This window comes from Martelella sp. (genome assembly GCF_984369615.1).
Genome location: NZ_CFHTCS010000379.1, coordinates 1 through 3975 on the forward strand (window position 1 = coordinate 1; position 3975 = coordinate 3975).

3 protein-coding genes and 1 pseudogene are annotated in these 3975 nt (G+C 64.6%); 2 read left to right on the forward strand and 2 right to left on the reverse strand.

Going from position 1 to position 3975, the window contains the following annotated elements:
* On the forward strand, window positions 1-1223 hold a 1223-nt coding region (locus tag AC5DC2_RS20580; RefSeq protein ID WP_491699832.1), incomplete at its 5' end, for a toxin-antitoxin system YwqK family antitoxin.
* Window positions 1220-1729 (forward strand): DUF805 domain-containing protein, encoded by a 510-nt coding sequence (locus tag AC5DC2_RS20585; protein WP_491699833.1) that lies wholly within the window; start codon window positions 1220-1222, stop codon window positions 1727-1729. The genes AC5DC2_RS20580 and AC5DC2_RS20585, both read left to right, overlap by 4 nt.
* A gap of 178 nt (window positions 1730-1907) precedes the next feature.
* On the opposite strand, the gene AC5DC2_RS20590 is transcribed toward AC5DC2_RS20585, so the two are convergent.
* Both AC5DC2_RS20590 and AC5DC2_RS20595 read right to left on the reverse strand, forming a co-directional pair.
* Window positions 1908-3524 (reverse strand): GMC family oxidoreductase, encoded by a 1617-nt coding sequence (locus AC5DC2_RS20590; protein ID WP_491699834.1) that lies wholly within the window; start codon window positions 3522-3524, stop codon window positions 1908-1910.
* 289 nt (window positions 3525-3813) lie between these two features.
* Window positions 3814-3975 (reverse strand): annotated as a pseudogene (locus tag AC5DC2_RS20595) (ABC transporter substrate-binding protein); the annotation flags it as partial.

Genomic DNA, 3975 nt, shown 5'->3' on the forward strand with positions numbered 1-3975 from the left:
ATTATGAGGACGGCACGCTTTCGGCCGAAAACAATCATGTCGACGGCCATATCGATGGCGTGGAACGCAAATACCACGAGAACGGCAAGCTTGCCGCCGAAATCCACTGGTCGATGAGCCGTCGCGACGGCCCCTACAGGGACTATGATAAGGACGGCAACCTTATCGAGGAAGGCCATTATGTCGACGGCGCGGCCGATGGGGTCGTCACCGAATACTGGCCCTCTGGCGCGCGCCGGGCCGAGCGTCACTACGCGATGGGCAAACCGACCGCCAGCGCAAAACGCTGGTCGGACTCCGGAGAACTCGTCGCCCAGACCGACTATGCCGAGGATGGCAGCGAGGTGAGAAACCGGAAATGGAAGGACGGAGCGCTGATCTGGCTTGAAGAACCGGTCGAGATCGAAGGCCGCGGCGAAGGGCGGAAAACCGTCGAGCATTACGGCAATTTCACCGAGACCGAGATCAAGGCCGAAGGCTATCTCCTCTTCACGAAGTATCTCAACGATAAGCTTCTCGACCGCACCGAACTGGTTGACGGCGCATATCGCGGGCTGTTCGTCTCGACCACCGAGATCGACCAGATCACCACCCGCGTCCACTATGTCGACGGCAAGGAGGACGGCCTTTACACCCGCGCCTGGCGCGGCCGGGAGTGGGACCGGGGCTATTACGACCATGGCAAGCGCGTCGGCGACTGGCGCCGGACGGAACGCTCCAGCGACGTCATCCACGAGACCTATGACGATGACGGCAAGCTGACCGGCGCGCAGCGGACATACAGAATGAACGGCGAGCTCAAGCGACTTGCCACCTATGAGGCAGGCGTATTGAACGGCCCCTACAAGGAGCTGGATGGCGACCGGATGATTGCCGGCGGGCGCTATGTCGACGGCGAGAAGCACGGCGAATGGCTGGAACAGGTGCCCTGCCGCGATGAGACGCGACAGGGCCGCTACGACCACGGCATAAAGGAAGGCCGCTGGACGACCTTTGACGGCAACGGCTACCGCATCGCGGTCACAAGCTTCAGCAACGGCATGAAGGACGGGCCGCGCTACATCCTGGCGGAAAACGGCGCGCTTGAGGAAGTGCAGATGTGGAAACACGACAAGCGCGACGGCACCACCATCTATTACGACGCCGAGGGCCCCGTCTCCCATCAGCTCTGGCGTGACGGCCGGCTGCAGGGAGACGCGACCCCCGCCCGGGATGGGCCATGAGTCCGCATCGGGCGATCCTGACCTCCTTGAGGAAATTCGCCCGCTTCGGCGGGCGGGCCTCGCGGGCGGAATACTGGTGGTTCGTGCTGGCGCTTGTGATCGGCCAGCTGGTAGCCGGCATGGCCGACGATCTTCTGTTTCCGGCCGATCCGGAACGCGGGCTTGCGGACCGTCATCCGGTCACGGTATTCTTCATTATCGTCACGCTGCTTCCCCTGTTTTCGGCCGGCGTCCGCCGCCTGCATGACGTGAACCGGCGGGGATGGTGGATTCTGTTGCCTGCCGCGCTGCCGCTTGCCCTCACCCTCATCAGCTTCGCATTGCTCCTTGGCCTCTCCAAACCGCTCGAAGAGGTCGCGACCTTCAGCAATACCGGTCCGCAGATCATCGCCGTGGTCACCGTCGCGGCGCTCTCTGGGGTCGGCTCCGCGATCTACCTCATCGTGCTGCTTGCCCGCGCGGGCGGCGGCAAGCCGAACCGTTTCGGCCCGCCGCCGGAAGCATGAAGGCGCGATCGGCGTCGATCTGCCGAAGTTCATCTTTCCGGGAAGATATTTACCGATGCCCGCTTGGCCGTGGAGCAGACGTCAGTCTCCCGTTTGCCGCGCATGATCCATGACAGGGCCAGCGCGTGACACGCTGAAGCCCGCGTTTATAGGAAAAACATCTTGTGCCGGGCGATGCCTATCGGGCCGCCAGCATCATCTCCGCGGCCTTTTCCGCGATCATCGTCACCGGCGCATGCGTGTTTCCGGAGGGGATGGTGGGCATGATCGAGGCATCCGCGATGCGCAGATTGGCGAGGCCGCGCAGTCTGAGTTCCGGGTCGACCACGCTTGCGGGGTCACCGCCCATGCGGGCCGTGCCGACCGGGTGGAAGATGGTGGTGCCAAGAGCGCCGGCGGCCTTCAGAAGATCCTCGTCCGATTGCACATCCGGGCCGGGTTTGATCTCGCGCGGGTTCAGCCCCACCAGACCGGCGGCGGCCATCAGACGCCGGGCGTGGCGGAGGCTGTCGACGGCGATGATCTGGTCGGCGCGCGCCGAGAGATACAAGGGCCGAATGTCGGGCGGCGCGTCGGGCGTGGGAGCGGTGATATGGATCGTACCGCGACTTTCCGGACGCAGGTTGCAGACGGAAACCGTCACCCCCGGCTCCCTGTCGAGCGGCTGGCCGAAGGCTTCCAGCGAAAGCGGCTGGATATGGTATTCGAGATTGGCCCGATCATGCTCGGGCGAGGACCGGGTGAAGATGCCGAGCTGGCTCGGCGCCATCGACATCGGCCCGGTGCGGCGCAAGGCGTATTCAAGCGCGATGCCGGCCTTGCCCGCAAGCGTCGCGAGACGGTCATTCAGCGTCAGCGCCCCGGTGATGCGGAACACGGTGCGGATCTGGAGGTGGTCCTGGAGGTTCTCGCCCACGGCGGGAATATCGAGCGTCACGGGAAGACCGAGGGACTGCAGCAGGCCGCCATCGCCGATGCCGGAAAGCTCCAGAAGCTGCGGCGTGTTCACGGCGCCGGCGGCAAGCACGATCTCACCGCGGCAGGTCGCCCGTCTGATCCGGCCGTTCTGGCGGTAGATCACCGCCTCCGCGCGCGCCTGCGAAAGGGCGATGCGTTGCACATGGGCCTTCGTCTCGATGCGCAGATTGCGGCGCGACCGGGCAGGGTTGAGGAAGGCCTTGCGGGCGTTCCAGCGCAACCCGCCGCGCTGGTTCACCGGAAAGTAGCCGACGCCCTCATTGTCGCCATCGTTGAAGTCGTCGGTCGCGGCAATGCCGATTTCCTCGGCCGCTGCAGCAAGGGCATCGAGCACGGGCCAGTGCAGGCGCTGTTCGCAGACGTCCAGCTCGCCGCCCTTGCCGTGGACGGCGCTTGCCGGGCCAAAGTGATTTTCGGACTTGCGAAACAACGGCAGCACATCCTCCCAGCCCCAGCCGGTGCAGCCCGCCTGTCGCCACTGGTCGTAATCCGCCGCCTGTCCGCGCATGTAGATCATGCCGTTGATCGAGGAACAGCCGCCCAGCACCTTGCCGCGCGGATAGGCAAGCGCGCGGCCGTTCAGCCCCGGCTCCGGCGCCGTGCGATAGCACCAGTCGAGCCGTGGATTGCCCATGGCATAGAGATAACCGACCGGGATGTGGACCCAGTGGTGGTTGTCGTGCCCGCCCGCCTCAAGCAGCAGCACGCGGTTGGCCGGATTGGCGCTGAGCCGATTGGCCAGCACGCAGCCGGCAGATCCCGCTCCGACGACGATATAATCGAATTCGCCGTCGTCGACGGTCTCTGTTTCAACCATGTTCATCACTCCAGGCAACGTCGATGCCCACGGCCCTTGCGTCGATTCAGACATCAAGGACCCGAGCCCGTTGGTTCAAGGCGAGCCCGCCAATGCCAGTCTGAACCGATCGGATTGCGCAGGCCAGTTTTTTTTGACAAGGGGCGGCAACGTCGCCTTCGGCGCGCAGGCACGGATTGACGCGGATGGATTTGGAGCGGTTCCGCGTTTCATCGAGACGCAGACCCGCTCCAGACCTCTTGCCTTGTCATCCGGGCGGAAGACAAAGGGTATCCGGCCGAAAGACGCGCTAGCTGAGCGCTTCCATCTTGCCGCCGGTCGGAATTTCCGGCGCCGCGCCGTTTTCGACGATCACCAGGTCATAGCCGCCGTTATCCTTGATCCGCCACTGGCCGCCGGTGAGCGGCGTCTTGCAGACGTTTTTCGCCGCAAACGGCGGCACGCCCTTGCC

What these genes read in the sequence shown, in the direction of transcription:
- AC5DC2_RS20585 (WP_491699833.1), top strand. Translation starts at nt 1,220, where the DNA reads ATGAGTCCGCATCGGGCGATCCTGACCTCCTTGAGGAAATTCGCCCGC.
- AC5DC2_RS20590 (WP_491699834.1), bottom strand. Translation starts at nt 3,524, where the DNA reads ATGGTTGAAACAGAGACCGTCGACGACGGCGAATTCGATTATATCGTC.